Source organism: Lentzea sp. NPDC004789, assembly GCF_053601075.1.
Genome location: NZ_JBSGBE010000001.1, coordinates 533,258 through 547,996, shown reverse-complemented (window position 1 = coordinate 547,996; position 14,739 = coordinate 533,258). Strand labels below are relative to the sequence as shown.

Below are 14,739 nucleotides of genomic sequence, written 5' to 3'. Positions count from 1 at the left end.
CGGACGTCGTGGGGGATGGCCGGGCGAGCCCGTCGGCCATCTCCCACGACCGTCCTCTCAGGACAGCTCGCGCTTGAGCACCTTGCCCATCTCGTTGCGCGGCAAGGCTTCCAGGTAACGCACCACCCGCGGCCTCTTGTGCGGTGACAACAGCTTCGCCACGTGGTCGCTGAGCACCGACGGTTCCGGCGCCTCACCCGCGGGCACCACCCAGGCCACGATCCGCTCGCCCAGGTCGTCGTCCGGCTCGCCCGTCACCGCCACCTCGGCCACCGCCGGGTGCTCCAGCAGGGCGTTCTCGATCTCGCCCGCGCCGATCTTGTAGCCACCGCTCTTGATGAGGTCCGTGGCCCTGCGCCCGACGATCCGGATGTACCCGTCGGGGTCGCGCACCGCCATGTCACCGGTCCGGAACCACCCGTCGCGGAACGCCTGCTCCGTCGCGTCCGGCCGGTTGAGGTACTCCAGGAACAGGTTCGGCCCGCGCACCTCGATCTCGCCGATGTCGCCGATGCCGACGTCGTCGCCCTGCTCGTCGACCACGCGCACCTCGACCCCGTCCACCGGCAGCCCGACCGCACCGGGCCTGCGGTCGCCGTCGAACCGCACGCTGACGTTCATCAGCGTCTCGCTCATCCCGTACCGCTCGACGATGCCCTGTCCGGTGGCCCTGGCGATGCGCTCGTGGTCGCTCGCCGGCAGCGCCGCACTTCCGGAGACCAGCAGCCGCGCGGTCCGGAACTGCTCGGCGAGCGCTGGATCTTTCTCCACCGCCTCGGCGATCCGGTGGTACATCGTCGGGACGCCGAACATCATCGTCGCGCCGGTCGCGAGCTCGTGGCCGATGGCCTGCGGCGAGAACTTCACGTGCCGCACCGAACCGCCGAGCCGCAGCACGCCGAGGACTCCGATGCCCAGCCCGTGCACGTGGAACAACGGCAGCCCGTGCACCAGCACGTCTTCGTCCGTCCACTGCCACGCCTTGGCGAGCGAGTCGATGTTCGACGTCAGCGCACGGCGCGGCAGCACCACGCCCTTGGGCGGCCCGGTGGTGCCCGAGGTGTAGATGACCAGCGCGGGCGTCTCGGGGCCGGGCTCGTCGAACGTCCCCGGCTCGCCGAACACGATCGGTTCGTCGCGCAGCACCAGGTCGGGCTTGCTGTCCGACATGATGTGGTCGAGCTCGCGCTCGCCCAGCTTGGGGTTGAGCGGCACGACCGCCACACCGGCGAGCAGCCCCGCGACGACCGCCACGCAGGTTTCCGGCGTCGAGGTCGCCCACACGGCGATGCGGGTGCGGCCGCGCAGCCGTTCCGCCAGAGTGCCCGCGGCCTGGTGCAGCTCGGCGTAGGTCAGGGACTTCTCACCGAAGCGCAGGGCCTCGCGGTCACTCGGTTCAGCGAACATGGGATCCAGGGTGGTACGCGCCGCTGGAGCCCGCATCGGAAGTGTGGGGACGCCCACGCTGCGCGTCACCCGTGGTTCGCGTCGCGTGGGCCCTCTTTCCCGAAGCGCGACGTCCACGTCGCAGCCGCCTCGCCGGCGACCTGCGGTCGCGCGAAAGCCGTCGTTCGCCCCGCGTTACTCTGGACAACTGTGCTAGTGCTCGCCGTCGACACGGCCACCCCCGCAGTCACCGCCGGTGTGGTCGACCTCGCGCCCGATTCCCCGCCGCGCCTGCTCGCGAAGCGGGTGACGCTCAACGCCAAGGCGCACGGCGAGCTGCTCACCCCGCACATCAGCGACGCGCTCGAAGAGGCCGGCCACACCTTCGCCGACCTCGACGCCATCGTCGTCGGCGCGGGTCCCGGCCCGTTCACCGGCCTGCGGGTCGGCCTGGCCACGGCCGCCGCGCTCGGCCAGGTGCTGAACCGCCCGGTGTACCCGGTCGCCACCACGGACGCCATCGCCAGGGACGCGGCCAGCGGTCACCCGCTGCTCGTCGCGACCGACGCGCGGCGCAAGGAGGTCTACTGGGCCGCCTACGACGCCGCCGGTCGCCGCACCGACGGGCCGCACGTCGAGCGCCCGCAGGACCTGGCGGAGAAGCTGCCGTCGCTGGGCGTGCACCACGCGACCGGTGAGGGCGCCGAGATCTACCGGGACGTCCTCGGGCTCGACACCCTCGACGCGCGGCACCCGTCGCCGGAGGGCCTGGTCGCCGCCGCGGCCGCCGAGGTGCTCGCCAAGGCCCGGCCCGCCGCGCTCACCCCGCTCTACCTGCGCCGCCCGGACGCGGTCGAACCCACCGGGCGCAAGCGGGTGACCAAGGCATGACCACCGGCACCGTCACGCTCGCGCCGTTGCAGCACGCCGACGTGCCCAGGTGCCACGAGATCGAGCTGGCGTTGTTCCCCGGCGAGGACCCGTGGAGCGAGAACGTGTTCCACAGCGAACTCGACAACGGCCACTACTACGTCGGCGCGTACGCGGACAACGAGCTCATCGGTTACGCGGGGCTCGCGGCGAGCGAGTTCGAGGCCAGCGTGCACACGATCGCGGTGGCCGAGCACTGGCAGGGCCGGGGCGTCGGCAAGAAGCTCCTGCGAGACCTCCTCGCCCGCGTGGACGAGATCGGCGTCCCGGTGTACCTCGAGGTCCGCACGGACAACGAGCCCGCGATCGCCCTGTACCTGGCGCACGGCTTCGAGCACCTCGGCCTGCGCCGCCGTTACTACCAGCCGTCGGGTGCCGACGCGTACACGATGGGAAGGCCTGCTCAAAGTGTCTGATCGCTTGATTCTCGGCATCGAGAGCTCGTGCGACGAGACGGGCGTCGGCATCGTCCGCCTCGGTCCGGACGGCTCGCTCGAACTGCTCGCCGACGAGGTCGCCTCCAGCGTCGAGGAGCACGCCCGCTTCGGCGGCGTCGTGCCGGAGGTCGCCTCCCGCGCCCACCTGGAGGCCATGGTCCCGACCATGCGCCGCGCCCTGGACGCGTCCGGTGTCGAGCTCTCCCAGATCCACTCCATCGCCGTCACCGCGGGCCCCGGTCTGGCCGGTGCGCTGCTGGTAGGCGTGTCGGCCGCGAAGGCCTACGCCGCCGCGCTCGGCAAGCCGCTCTACGGCGTGAACCACCTGGCCGGCCACGTCGCCGCCGACACGCTGCAGCACGGCGCGCTGCCGGACCGCTGCCTCGCGCTGCTGGTCTCCGGCGGCCACTCGCAGCTGCTGATGGTCGAGGGCGGCCTGGCGAACTCGATCACCGAGATCGGCTCCACCGTGGACGACGCGGCCGGCGAGGCGTACGACAAGGTCGCCCGGCTGCTCGACCTGCCCTACCCCGGTGGTCCGCCCATCGACAAGCTCGCCAAGCAGGGCAACGGGTGCGCGATCGCGTTCCCGCGCGGCCTCACCGGCCCGCGCGACGCGAAGTACGACTTCTCGTTCTCCGGTCTGAAGACCTCGGTCGCCCGCTGGGTCGAGCGCGCCGAACGGGCCGGCGAGGAGATCCCGCTGGCCGACGTCGCCGCGTCGTTCCAGGAGGCCGTCGCGGACGTGCTGACCGCCAAGGCGATCCGCGCCGCGAAGGACCTGAAGGTCGACACGCTGGTGATCTCCGGCGGTGTCGCGGCCAACTCGCGGCTGAGCGGCCTGGCCGCCGAGCGCTGCGCGGAGGCGGGCATCGAACTGCGCGTGCCGAGGCCACGGCTGTGCACCGACAACGGCGCGATGATCGCGGCACTCGGCGCCCACCTGGTCCACGCGGGCGCCAAGCCGTCCTCGATGGACATCTCGACCACGCCGGGCCTCCCGGTCAGCACGGTCCAAATCCTCTGACCCCGCGGCACGCAGGGCCCCTCCGTTCCCCACAGGGAAACGCGGGGCGCCCGCGTCACTCCGACGGCACGCGGGGCTCCCGCGTTGCTCCGACGGCACGCAGGGCGCCTGCGTCACTCCGACGGCACGCAGGGCGCCTGCGTCACTCCGACGGCACGCAGGGCGCCTGCGTTGTTTCGATGGCACGCGGGGCGCCCGCGTACTCCAGGAGAGTACGAAAGCTCCCCGCGTGCCTTCGGTGAGACGCGGTCAGAGGCGGTGGAGGCCGGGGCGGCGGTCCTCGACCGCGAACGTGGCCTTGGTGCGGATGGGCGAGCCCGGCCGCGTCACGTAGTCGAGGCCGCGGAACTCCGTGCGCAGCTCACCGGGCGTGAACCTGCTCAGCGCGTACCCCCGCCGGTTGTTGAAGTACTTCACGTGAGGGTTCTCGCGCAGCCAGGACGCCGTCTCGGCGTACTCCTCCGAGCCGTCTCCGCCCGCGGTGATGGACGTGGTCACGAGCTCGGTCGCGAGCGTCGGTGACGACGGGTCGTCCCAGCGCAGCTTGACCTCCGCGCCCCACGCCGCGTGCACGTCGCCGGTGAGCACGATCGGGTTCCGCACGTCGCCGAACCGCGCCACCACCCGGTCGCGGTCCGCGACGTAGCCGTCCCACGCGTCGAGCAGGAACTTGGCCTCGTCACCGGGGATGTAGTCGTACTGCGAGAAGAACACCTGCTGCCCGAGGACGTCCCATCGCGCCGTGGACTCGCGGAAGCCGTTGAACAGCCACGCTTCCTGTTCGTCGCCGAGCATCGTGCGGTCGGGAGCGAGTCGTTCCGGGCAGAACTGCAACCCGTCACCGCAGGCCTGATCGGTCCGGTACTGCCGGGTGTCGAGCATGTGGAACGTGGCCAGCGCGCCCCATCGGATCCGCCGGTACAGCCTTGGTGACCTGCGCAGGGGCATGTTCTCGTAGTGGGCCTGGAACGCCGCCGCCCTGCGCTTGGCGAAGTCGGCCTGCGGGGTGTCGGGCTGCAGGCCCGCCCAGTTGTTGGCGATGTCGTGGTCGTCCCACACGACGGCCCACGGCGCGACGGCGTGCGCCTCCTGCAGGTCGGGGTCGGCCCGGTACTGGGCGTACCGCCGCCGGTAGTTCGCGAGCGTCGTCGAGGTCGGGCCCTCGACGTGGCGGGCGATGCCGCTCGGTGAGAGGTGGATGCCGGCCTCGTACTCGTAGGTGTAGTCGCCGAGGTGCAGGATCAGGTCGGGCTCGTCCTCGGCCATCCTTCGGTAGGCCGTGAAATAGCCGTGCTCGTACTGCGCGCACGACGCGAACGCCATCGTGAGCGGCACCTCCAGCGTGCCGGGGGCGGGCGCGGTGCGGGTGCGGCCCGTGCGCGACAGGTGGCCGAGCGCGGAGAAGCGGTAGAAGTACTCGCGTCCCGGCTCCAGCCCGGCCAGCTCGACGTGGACGCTGTGGCCCTCCTCGGGTCGAGCGGCGGTGGAACCCTGCTGGACGATCCTGGTGAAGCGCTCGTCGTGCGCGATCTGCCACTGAACCTCGACCGGGCGGTTCGGCATGCCGCCCATCCCGTCCTCGGCGAGCGGTTCGCGGGCCAGGCGCGTCCACAGCACCACTCCGTCGGGTGCCGGGTCGCCCGAGGCCACACCCAGTGTGAAAGGGTCGGTCGGCCGGGCGGACGCGGCGACCGAGAACGCTGTGACTCCCGCCACGCCGGCGATCAGCAGCGTGCGGCGCGTCAAGGTGGGCATGCTTGGAATACGGCTCCCACCGGGTGAGCGGTTCGGGGGTCTCGTTGAAGCGTTGGCACTCTCATGGGTAGAGTGCCAACTGCACGGCACCAGCACCGCCCCGACCCCCGCGACGGCGGGGTGGCAGGAGCCGTAACAACGAAACCTGCCAACGACCCGTGGAGGTCATCCCGGTGAGCGTGAACATCAAGCCGCTCGAGGACAAGATCGTCGTCCAGGCCTCCGAGGCCGAGACGACCACCGCCTCCGGCCTCGTGATCCCGGACACCGCGAAGGAGAAGCCCCAGGAGGGCAAGGTCCTCGCGGTCGGCCCCGGCCGCATCGACGACAAGGGCAACCGCATCCCGGTCGACGTTGCCGTCGGCGACGTCGTCATCTACTCGAAGTACGGCGGCACCGAGGTCAAGTACAACGGCGAGGAGTACCTGATCCTCTCCGCTCGCGACGTGCTGGCCGTCGTCAACTAAGACGCCTGGTCAACATGCCTGACGCCCCGGCGCCCCATCCCGGGGCATCCGGGGCGTTTCGCTACTCAGAGAGGCTTTGAGGTAAATGGCCAAGCAGATCAGCTTCGACGAGGACGCTCGTCGGGCGCTTGAGCGCGGCGTGAACAAGCTCGCGGACACGGTCAAGGTCACCCTTGGCCCGCGCGGGCGCCACGTCGTGCTCGACAAGAAGTTCGGTGGCCCGACGGTCACCAACGACGGTGTCACGATCGCTCGTGAGATCGAGCTGGACGACGCGTTCGAGAACCTCGGCGCGCAGCTCGCCAAGTCGGTCGCCACCAAGACCAACGACGTTGCCGGTGACGGCACCACCACCGCCACCGTGCTCGCGCAGGCGCTGGTCAAGGAAGGCCTGCGCAACATCGCCGCGGGTGCGAACCCGACCGCGCTCGGCCGTGGCATCCAGGCCGCCGCCGACGCCGTCGTGGACGCGCTCAAGGGCAAGGCCACCCCGGTCAAGGGCCGCGACAACATCGCGCAGGTCGGCACCGTCTCCTCGCGCGACGAGTCGATCGGCCAGCTGCTGGGCGAGGCCATCGAGCGCGTCGGCGAGGACGGTGTCATCACCGTCGAGGAGTCGTCCACGCTCGCGACCGAGCTGCAGATCACCGAGGGTGTGCAGTTCGACAAGGGTTACGTGTCGACGCACTTCTCGACCGACCTCGAGGCGCAGGAGGCCGTCTACGAAGACGTCCGCATCCTGCTGCACCGCGAGAAGATCTCGGCCCTGGCCGATGTCCTCCCGATCCTCGAGAAGGTCGCGGAGTCCGGCAAGCCGCTGCTGATCATCGCCGAGGACGTCGAGGGCGAGGCCCTGTCCACGCTGGTGGTCAACGCCGTGCGCAAGACGCTGAAGGTCGTCGCCGTGAAGGCGCCGTTCTTCGGTGACCGCCGCAAGGCGTTCCTGGACGACCTCGCGGTCGTCACCGGCGGCGAGGTGATCTCCGCGGAGATCGGCCTGAAGCTGTCCGAGACCACGCTCGACCAGCTGGGCTCCGCCCGCCGCGTCGTCGTGACCAAGGACGACACCACGATCGTGGACGGCGGCGGCACCAAGGCCGACATCGCCGGCCGCGCGGAGCAGCTGCGCCGCGAGATCGAGGCCACGGACTCCGACTGGGACCGCGAGAAGCTCCAGGAGCGCCTCGCGAAGCTCTCCGGCGGCATCGCCGTGATCAAGGTCGGCGCCGCCACCGAGACCGAGCTCAAGGAGCGCAAGCACCGCATCGAGGACGCGGTCGCCGCTACGAAGGCCGCGGTCGAGGAGGGCATCGTGCCCGGCGGTGGTTCCGCGCTGGTCCACGCCTCCAAGGTGCTGGACGACAAGCTCGGCCTCACCGGTGACGAGGCCACGGGTGTCGCGCTGGTCGCGAAGGCCCTGGCCGCGCCGCTGTTCTGGATCGCCGCGAACTCGGGCCTTGAGGGCGCGGTCGTGGTGAACAAGGTCCGCGAGGGCGAGTGGGGCTTCGGCATCAACGCCGCGAAGCTCGAGTACGGCGACCTGCTCGACCAGGGCATCATCGACCCGGTCAAGGTCACCCGCTCCGCGGTCGCGAACGCCGCCTCCATCGCGCGCATGGTGCTCACGACCGAGAGCGCCGTCGTCGAGAAGAAGGCGGAAGAGCCCGCTGCTGCCGGTGGCCACGGCCACGGGCACGGACACGGCCACTGAGTTCTTCGAACTCAAAAGGAAACGGGCGACACCCTCCGCGGTGCCGCCCGTTTCCTTTTAAACGATTGCCAGCTGACGCTTGCGCGCCTTGATGATGTGGTCGCGCTCCGATTCCGAGAGCCCGCCCCAAATTCCGTACGGTTCCTGCACGGCGAGCGCGTGCCTGCGGCACATCTCCAACACCGGGCAGGCGAGGCAGACGGCCTTGGCGCGAGCTTCCCGCCGTGCTCTCGCCGGACCCCGTTCACCATCAGGGTGGAAGAAGAACGCGCTGTCCATGCCCCGGCACGAACCGCGCATCTGCCAGTCCCAGAGATCTGCGTTGGGACCGGGGAGCCTTCGGGTGTCCGCCATCGAGACCGCCTCCGTGACGACTGCTCCATTCGGCTTAACGATGATCCACCGTAGAACCGCGTCAAAACTTGTTCAAGAGGCTGAAGACCCTTATCAACTGATGGGTGACGACACGCGTGTTCGATCACTCACCGCCCGGAGTTGCCGCCCGGATGAGGTGAACGGAACATGGCTCTCGTGATGACACAGCCGGAGCACAGATCTGCCGGTAGTCACACGAGTGAGCCCCTTCTCTCAGTGGCCGCGGTGGCCAGGCGACTCGGCGTGGCTCCTGCCACCCTTCGCACCTGGGACCGGCGTTACGGGCTCGGCCCGAGCGGTCACACGACCGGGCGACACCGCAAATACGGGCCCCGCGACGTGGCTCGTTTGGAATTGATGCAACGCGCTCTCCTCCGTGGCGCGTCGTCGGCCGAGGCGGCTCGTTTCGCCTTGGACTCGAAATCATCGATGACGCACGGCGAGGTTCCCGTCGCACCATCGGGTGGCGGTCGCGGCCTGAAAATGCCGGGCGCGTCCCGGCTGGCGCGCGGGCTCGGCCGCGCGGCGCTCGCGATGGACTCCATCGCGGTGCAGGGCATGCTCGCCGACTCGCTCGCGTCCGACGGTGTGATCGCCACCTGGAACGAGGTCGTGCGACCGGTCCTGACGGCCGTTGCCGCGCGGTGGCAGCTGTCCGGCGCCGGTGTCGAGGTGGAGCACCTGTTGAACGAGTGCGTGCTCGCCGCCTTCGTCCGCGCGACGCCTCTCGTCACCCTCGGTCGCAACCATCGGCCCGTGTTGCTGGCGTGCATGCCGGAGGAGAGGCACAACCTTCCGCTCTACCCGTTGGCCGCGGAGCTGGCGCAGCGCGGTGTGGTCGCCCGGCAGCTCGGGGCGGCGTTGCCGGTGGACGCGCTGGCGGCCGCGGTGCGTCGTACCGCGCCTTCCGCGGTGGTGCTGTGGGCGCAGCTGCCGCGGTACGCCGATTCGGGGGTGATCTCCGCGTTGCCGCGCACCCGGCAGCAGGTGAGGTTGTTCGTGGGCGGGCCGGGATGGCGACGTGGAGTGGTGACGGCGCCGGCCGAGCGGGTGGACGACCTCGCCGAGGCCGTCGCCGCCGTCGAGGCCGCTGTCACCTGACAGACTTCACCGGTGGAAGAGGAGCTGCGCCGCGCCGCCTTCGGCGACTCACCCGATCTGGATGTTTGGGCCGCGCTGTCGTCCTCCAGCCCGCGGGTGCGCTGGCTCGCCGCCGTCGTGCTGGGCGGCCAGGGCCACTACGCCGCCGCGGCCACCGTGCTGGACGCGCTCCGTCACGACCCCGACCCGGTGATCGCGTCCCTTTCTCTCTCCACTCGCGCGTCCCACCACCGTCAGCTCGGCGCGCATCACCTCGCCCGGCCCCTCGACGGCGCGGCCCTCACCCGCATCGGGAAGAGCGGTGGCGGCGATCCGGACGGGGTCGACGCGGACGGTGCCCGGACCGACGCGTTGCTCGGTCTCGCCGCCGACTCCCTCGGGGCCGGACGGCTGGGTGAGGCCCGCCGGCTCCTCGCGCGAACTGAGACGGGCTCGTGGAGGAGTGAGGTCCGGCGGGGATGGGTAACCGCGGAGGTTGAGCTCGCGTCCGGTCAGGCGCACGCCGCGGTGGCCCCCGCCGAGGCGGCGTACGGCGTAGCGACGAGCAGAAAGGCGCTGCGGCACGAGCTCAAGTCGGCGCTGGTTCTGGGCACCTCGTTGGTCGTGTGGGGGACACCCGACGGCCTGACAAGAGGGGTTGAACTGGTCGAGTGTGAGCTAAATCACAGCGTCACAAAGCGGCTTCATCCGTTGATCTGGCCGAGCGCTCTTGTCCTGGTGGGTCGTCCCACCACGGTGGGCGCAGTCGCCATCGACCGGGCGACGGAGGCTCTGAGCTGCGTGTTACGCAGAGCTGATCCCGTCAGCCGACAGGTTGCTCTTGATTCCCCGTGGGTGCCGAGTGGGCTGCTCCGTTCCGGGGAACCCCCGAACGCAGACCCTCAGACGAACTTCTTGACGGATTAAGCACCGGATCGTGTCAAGGTTGGGCCGCGAGCGTCCGATAGGGGAGATGGAACGTCACTCGGCTGCAGGAAGGAGTCCCCGTGACCACGGTCCTTATTTGCGACGACCGGCGCAGTGTGCGGGAGGGTCTCACCCGCGTGATGTCGGCTGTCCCCGGGGTTAGCCGCATCGACTGCGTAGCGCACGGTGACGAGTTGTTGGCTCGCTTTTCCAGGCAGCCGGTTGACGTCGTTCTGGTGGGAACCCAGCGCGCCGTGCCGACTGGGGTAGAGGCCACCCGGCGACTCGTCTCCGCCAATCCGCAGGCAAACGTCATCGTGTTCGGAGCACCCGACGACGCGGGCAGCATCGCTGCCGCGATCGCCGGTGGCGCCCGCGGCTACCTGAGGTGGGACGCGTCGCGTCCCGAGCTTGTGGCAGCCCTCGCGCACACGCTCGCCAGCACCTCGGTGCCGGCGCCGCGCCAGCCCTCCGACCCCGGCGTGCAGCTCACGGAGCGCGAGCTCCAGGTGCTGCGCGGCATGAGCCAGGGCAAGAGCAACGGCCAGATCGGCCGCGAGCTCTACCTGTCGGAGGACACGGTGAAGACGCACGCGCGTCGCCTGTTCCGCAAGCTCGGTGTCCGTGACCGCGCTCAGGCGGTCGCGCACGGCTTCCGGCGCGGTCTCGTCCAGTAGTCGACTCGCCGCACCGGCCCCGCGTCCTCATATGCCGCATGTGGGGAAGCGGGGCCGGTGGCGTGAGACGCCTCACCTGCTGCACCAGGTGTTTCTTCGGGTCGCGCAGTTAGCTCAGCCCGGTGACAATGTCGCCGGGCTGTTGCCGTTCGGCGTGTCTGCTGGTCACGCGGGGTGTCCATACCCCACTGATGAACAGAAGGCGTTAAGACCGGTACGGTGAGTGCTGCTGCAACGAGTCGCCGTGAGTGACTCGTGCTGTTTCATGTCGGTACGCCAACAAGTAACACCAGGGCTGTTGTCTGCGATGACCAACTTGGGGGACGGACTGGACGCCGAAGTGGGCGCGGCCGTCGACGGCGACCGCCAGGCGATCGAACGCCTGCTGGCCTCCATTCGTCCTCTGGTGGTGCGGTACTGCCGCGCCCGAGTTGGCAGGCAGGAGCGAAGCTTCGCTTCGGCGGACGATGTGGCCCAGGAGGTGTGTCTCGCGGTGCTCACGGCATTGCCCAGCTACCGCGACCAAGGTCGGCCCTTCCTCGCGTTCGTGTACGGGATCGCGGCGCACAAGGTTGCCGATGCACATCGGTCTGCCGCCAGGAACCGCTCCGAGCCCGTTCCTGAAGTCCCCGACGCACCGGAGACCGACGCTGGTCCGGAGCAGCGGGCGATGCAGGGCGAGCTCTCCGATCGGATGGCTGTACTACTGCGCGTCCTGCCGGAGAAGCAGCGGGAGATCCTGCTGTTGAGGGTGGTGGTCGGGCTTTCCGCCGAGGAAACTGCCGAGGCGGTCGGTTCGACGCCGGGTGCGGTCCGGGTGGCGCAACACCGTGCGCTGGCTCGGCTCCGCAAGTCGCTGGCAGCGGAGGAGGTGGTCTGAGTGGCCGACGAACACGGGAAGGACGACGAGCAAGTGCGCGGACCGGACGACAGAGCCCCGCACGAACCCGTTGTGGCGGATGATCTTTCGGCTGTGCAGGCCGATGACAGGCTGCTGGACGCACTGGGGTCTGCGACGCCAGGTGCGGCCGGCTCTCTGGTCGACGACGAGCTGAACGCGTTGCTGCTCGCGTGGCGCAACGAGGTGGAGACCGCGCCCTTCGGCGAACTGGTCGACACCGAGACCGCCATCGCCACCATCCAGGCTGCCCGCCCGCAGCCGGTGAGCAGGCACCGCTTCCTGATCCCCCTGGCAAGCGCCGCCGCGGTACTGGCCATCGCCTTCACCGGCGTGAGCCTGGTCGCCCGCGACGCCCAGCCGGGTGACGCGCTCTGGGGCCTCACCAGGGTCCTGTACTCCGAGCACGCCAAGTCGATCGAGGCCGCGGCCATCATCAACACCGACCTCGAGTCCGCCCGCCTCGCCCTGCGCGAGGGCAAGGTCAACGAGGCTCGCGAGAAGCTCAACAAGGTCGAGGCCAGCCTCGGCTCCGTCTCCACCGCGGACGGCAAGGCCCAGCTGCAGGAGAAGCACGCCGAGCTCGAGAAGCAGCTCAACACGAACACCTCGGCCACCGCGCCCTCGCCGACCACCCCGTCGGCGCCGCAGTCGACCGAGTCCTCCACCAAGCCGACGACCTCGTCGTCGACGTCGTCGAGCGAGCCGACCACCACCACGGTGCCGCCCACGACGACCACGACGGTCGCCCCTCCGCCGACGTCGAACGGTGAGAACCCGCCGCCGCCTCCGCCCCCTCCGCCGGGCACGGGCACGGGCACCGCGGAGTCGCCCGGTTCCAGCGGGGCCGCCAAGGGGCAGGAGCACGGGGAACCCGGCTCCAAGTGAGACGCTGTGTGAACGGCTCCTGATCTTTCGAGGTCAGGAGCCGTTCACATGCTGCGGGTGGTCACGCGCAGGCCGCGCGCGGCCGGCAGTGGCCAACGCCACGCCGGCGCGCCGCGTTCAGCGCGCCGACTCGGTGGCCGTCACGCCGTCCGCGTAACCCCGGCAGTACTCCCAGCTCACGTAGGCACCGGGGTCCGGGTCGAAGGCGGGCTCGTGCGGCCGCATGCGGCCGTCGGAGAGCAGCTGTTCGAGTGAGGCTCGCAACAGCGCCCAGTCGTGGTAGTGGGGTTCCTGGCACTCGCCGCAGTCGACGACGATGCCGCGCACCCCTCGGTGTTCGAGCAGGGCCTGGTAGACGGCGAGGTCGCTCAGGTCGCTGACCAGCTCTGCTCGTTCGTCGTCGTCCATCGGGGGATGGTCGTGGTCCGGCTCACCGAGGGTGAGCGCGGGGTCCTCGGGGTCGCCCTCGAAGGGGTCTGGTGGCAACGCGTCGTGCGGCACGACCCCGCACGGTACCCGCCGTACCCCCACAGCCGTCCAGATACCATGGGCAGCACCGCCTCCGCCTGCGGAAACCTGACCCGCGGGCAGAGGGGCAGACCGCACGACGGAAGGCATGTCACCCGCTATGACCAGCGAGCTCAACGCTGACGGAGTCCCGAGCAAGTTCGCCATGCTGGGGCTGACCTTCGACGACGTGCTCCTGTTGCCGGCAGAGTCCGACGTCGTTCCCAGCGGCGTGGACGCGAGCACCAGGATCTCGCGCAACATCACCCTCAAGATTCCGCTGGCCAGCGCCGCGATGGACACGGTCACCGAGGCGCGGATGGCGATCTCCATGGCGCGTCAGGGCGGCATCGGCGTGCTGCACCGCAACCTGAGCGTCGAGGACCAGGCCCGCCAGGCGGAGACCGTCAAGCGGTCCGAGGCCGGCATGGTCACCGACCCGGTCACCTGCTCGCCGGACGACACGCTGGCCCAGGTCGACGCGCTGTGCGCCCGCTACCGGATCTCCGGTGTGCCGGTGACCGACGCGAGCAACAAGCTGGTGGGCATCATCACGAACCGCGACATGCGGTTCGAGCTCGACCACTCCAAGAAGGTCAGCGAGGTCATGACCAAGGGCCCGCTGGTCACCGCGCAGGTCGGCGTGTCCGCCGACGCCGCGCTGGGCCTGCTGCGCCGCCACAAGGTCGAGAAGCTGCCGATCGTCGACGGTGACGGCAAGCTGCAGGGCCTGATCACGGTCAAGGACTTCGTCAAGACCGAGCAGTACCCGAACGCCACCAAGGACCCGGACGGCCGCCTGCTGTGCGCCGCCGCCGTGGGCGTGGGCGAGGACTCGTTCGTGCGCGCCATGACGCTCGCGGACGCCGGTGTGGACGTGCTGATGGTCGACACGGCGCACGGCCACTCGCGCGGCGTGCTGGAGATGGTCGCCCGCATCAAGAAGGAGCTCGGCGACTCGGTCGACGTCGTCGGCGGCAACATCGCGACGCGGGCCGGCGCGCAGGCGCTGGTGGACGCGGGCGCGGACGGCGTGAAGGTCGGTGTCGGCCCCGGCTCGATCTGCACCACGCGGGTCGTCGCGGGTGTCGGCGTGCCGCAGATCTCCGCGATCTACGAGGCCTCGCTCGCCTGCCGTCCCGCCGGTGTGCCGGTGATCGGTGACGGTGGCATCCAGTACTCCGGCGACATCGCCAAGGCCATCGCGGCCGGCGCGTCCGCCGTGATGCTCGGCTCGCTGCTCGCGGGCACGCAGGAGGCGCCCGGCGACCTGATCCTGGTCAACGGCAAGCAGTTCAAGACCTACCGCGGCATGGGCTCGCTGGCCGCCATGCAGTCCCGCGGTGACGCCAAGTCGTACTCGAAGGACCGCTACTTCCAGGACGACGTGCTCAACGAGGACAAGCTCGTCCCCGAGGGCATCGAGGGCCGCACGCCGTTCCGCGGCCCGTTGTCGCAGGTCGTGCACCAGCTCATCGGCGGTCTGCGGGCGGCGATGGGCTACACGGGCTCCCGCACGATCGCCGAGCTGCAGAACCAGCAGCTCGTGCGCATCACCGCGGCGGGCCTGAAGGAGAGCCACCCGCACGACATCACGATGACCGTCGAAGCCCCGAACTACACAACCCGTTAGGGTTCTCCGGGCCGTTCGAAGGCCCGCTATCGCTTGGGAGA

The 14,739-nt window shown here is 70.2% G+C and carries 15 protein-coding genes; 11 read left to right on the top strand and 4 right to left on the bottom strand.

All coding sequences use genetic code 11. The annotated features are described in order from the left end of the window. Positions 1-57: 57 nt before the first annotated feature. Positions 58-1,407 (bottom strand): acyl-CoA synthetase, encoded by a 1,350-nt coding sequence (locus ACWEIJ_RS02665; protein WP_449835454.1) that lies wholly within the window; start codon positions 1,405-1,407, stop codon positions 58-60. Positions 1,408-1,596: 189 nt separating this feature from the next. On the opposite strand from ACWEIJ_RS02665, the gene tsaB reads away from it, so the two are divergent. The 3 genes from tsaB to tsaD are packed head-to-tail and all read left to right on the top strand — an operon-like array spanning position 1,597 to position 3,780. Then, positions 1,597-2,277 (top strand): tRNA (adenosine(37)-N6)-threonylcarbamoyltransferase complex dimerization subunit type 1 TsaB, encoded by a 681-nt coding sequence (tsaB, locus tag ACWEIJ_RS02660; RefSeq protein WP_449835453.1) that lies wholly within the window; start codon positions 1,597-1,599, stop codon positions 2,275-2,277. Next, complete coding sequence (gene rimI / locus ACWEIJ_RS02655; protein WP_449835452.1) at positions 2,274-2,732, top strand: ribosomal protein S18-alanine N-acetyltransferase; 459 nt, start codon at positions 2,274-2,276, stop codon at positions 2,730-2,732. The genes tsaB and rimI overlap by 4 nt, the downstream gene beginning before the upstream one ends. Continuing rightward, positions 2,725-3,780, top strand: coding sequence for a tRNA (adenosine(37)-N6)-threonylcarbamoyltransferase complex transferase subunit TsaD (gene tsaD, locus ACWEIJ_RS02650; RefSeq protein ID WP_449835451.1), 1,056 nt, complete (start codon positions 2,725-2,727; stop codon positions 3,778-3,780). The genes rimI and tsaD overlap by 8 nt, the downstream gene beginning before the upstream one ends. Before the next feature lie 249 nt (positions 3,781-4,029). Here tsaD and ACWEIJ_RS02645 read toward each other — a convergent pair whose 3' ends face one another. Further along, positions 4,030-5,535, bottom strand: a complete 1,506-nt coding sequence (locus tag ACWEIJ_RS02645; RefSeq protein WP_449835450.1) for an alkaline phosphatase D family protein — start codon at positions 5,533-5,535, stop codon at positions 4,030-4,032. A 173-nt stretch (positions 5,536-5,708) separates the two neighbouring features. Between ACWEIJ_RS02645 and groES the strand changes: the two genes are divergently transcribed. Both groES and groL read left to right on the top strand, forming a co-directional pair. Continuing rightward, the gene (gene groES, locus ACWEIJ_RS02640) at positions 5,709-6,002 is read left to right on the top strand and encodes a co-chaperone GroES (RefSeq protein WP_030471993.1); all 294 of its coding nucleotides are present in this window, start codon (positions 5,709-5,711) and stop codon (positions 6,000-6,002) included. 85 nt (positions 6,003-6,087) lie between these two features. Further along, a complete protein-coding gene (gene groL, locus ACWEIJ_RS02635) occupies positions 6,088-7,713 on the top strand; it encodes a chaperonin GroEL (protein ID WP_449835449.1) in 1,626 nt (541 codons plus the stop codon). 57 nt (positions 7,714-7,770) lie between these two features. On the opposite strand, the gene ACWEIJ_RS02630 is transcribed toward groL, so the two are convergent. After that, positions 7,771-8,067 (bottom strand): WhiB family transcriptional regulator, encoded by a 297-nt coding sequence (locus ACWEIJ_RS02630; protein WP_053737328.1) that lies wholly within the window; start codon positions 8,065-8,067, stop codon positions 7,771-7,773. A gap of 180 nt (positions 8,068-8,247) precedes the next feature. Here ACWEIJ_RS02630 and ACWEIJ_RS02625 point away from each other — a divergent pair, with 180 nt between their 5' ends. The 5 genes from ACWEIJ_RS02625 to ACWEIJ_RS02605 all read left to right on the top strand — a co-directional run bounded on the left by ACWEIJ_RS02625 (position 8,248) and on the right by ACWEIJ_RS02605 (position 12,558). Beyond that, positions 8,248-9,189: a MerR family transcriptional regulator gene (locus ACWEIJ_RS02625; RefSeq protein ID WP_449835738.1), complete on the top strand. Its 942-nt coding sequence runs from the start codon at positions 8,248-8,250 to the stop codon at positions 9,187-9,189. A gap of 12 nt (positions 9,190-9,201) precedes the next feature. Next, positions 9,202-10,095 carry a hypothetical protein gene (locus ACWEIJ_RS02620; protein ID WP_449835448.1) on the top strand — a complete coding sequence of 298 codons (894 nt, stop codon included), beginning with the start codon at positions 9,202-9,204 and terminating at the stop codon, positions 10,093-10,095. Positions 10,096-10,175: 80 nt separating this feature from the next. Then, positions 10,176-10,772, top strand: a complete 597-nt coding sequence (locus ACWEIJ_RS02615; protein ID WP_030471988.1) for a response regulator transcription factor — start codon at positions 10,176-10,178, stop codon at positions 10,770-10,772. A gap of 307 nt (positions 10,773-11,079) precedes the next feature. Next, positions 11,080-11,652 (top strand): sigma-70 family RNA polymerase sigma factor, encoded by a 573-nt coding sequence (locus ACWEIJ_RS02610; protein WP_089915126.1) that lies wholly within the window; start codon positions 11,080-11,082, stop codon positions 11,650-11,652. Next, the gene (locus tag ACWEIJ_RS02605; RefSeq protein ID WP_449835447.1) at positions 11,653-12,558 is read left to right on the top strand and encodes an anti-sigma-D factor RsdA; all 906 of its coding nucleotides are present in this window, start codon (positions 11,653-11,655) and stop codon (positions 12,556-12,558) included. 117 nt (positions 12,559-12,675) lie between these two features. Here the strand turns inward: ACWEIJ_RS02605 and ACWEIJ_RS02600 are convergent, their stop codons facing one another. Beyond that, entirely contained in the window at positions 12,676-13,059 is a 384-nt protein-coding gene (locus tag ACWEIJ_RS02600) for a DUF5319 domain-containing protein (RefSeq protein WP_449835446.1), read from the bottom strand. Between the two features lie 127 nt (positions 13,060-13,186). Between ACWEIJ_RS02600 and guaB the strand changes: the two genes are divergently transcribed. After that, on the top strand, positions 13,187-14,698 hold the full coding sequence (gene guaB / locus ACWEIJ_RS02595) for an IMP dehydrogenase (RefSeq protein ID WP_449835445.1): 1,512 nt from the start codon (positions 13,187-13,189) through the stop codon (positions 14,696-14,698). Positions 14,699-14,739: the final 41 nt, after the last annotated feature.